General features: G+C 77.7%; 1 protein-coding gene. It reads right to left on the bottom strand.

The features are described 5' to 3' along the window. Positions 1-220: hypothetical protein (locus VR45_RS41455; RefSeq protein ID WP_045945159.1), on the bottom strand; the 220-nt coding region annotated here is incomplete at both ends.

Consider the following 220-nt stretch of genomic DNA (forward strand, 5'->3'; position numbering starts at 1 on the left):
GCCCAGCGGGGTGCCGGTGCCGTGCGCCTCGACCACGTCCACGTCGGCGGGGCCGAGTCCGGCGTTGGCCAGGGCGTGGCGGATGACGCGCTGCTGGGCGGGGCCGTTGGGGGCGGTGAGCCTGCTGCTGGCGCCGTCCTGGTTGACGGCGGTGCCGCGGATCAGCGCGAGGACCGGGTGGCCGTTGCGCCGGGCGTCGGAGAGGCGCTCCAGCAGGAGC

Source organism: Streptomyces sp. NRRL S-495 (assembly GCF_000966955.1).
Lineage (GTDB): Bacteria > Actinomycetota > Actinomycetes > Streptomycetales > Streptomycetaceae > Kitasatospora > Kitasatospora purpeofusca.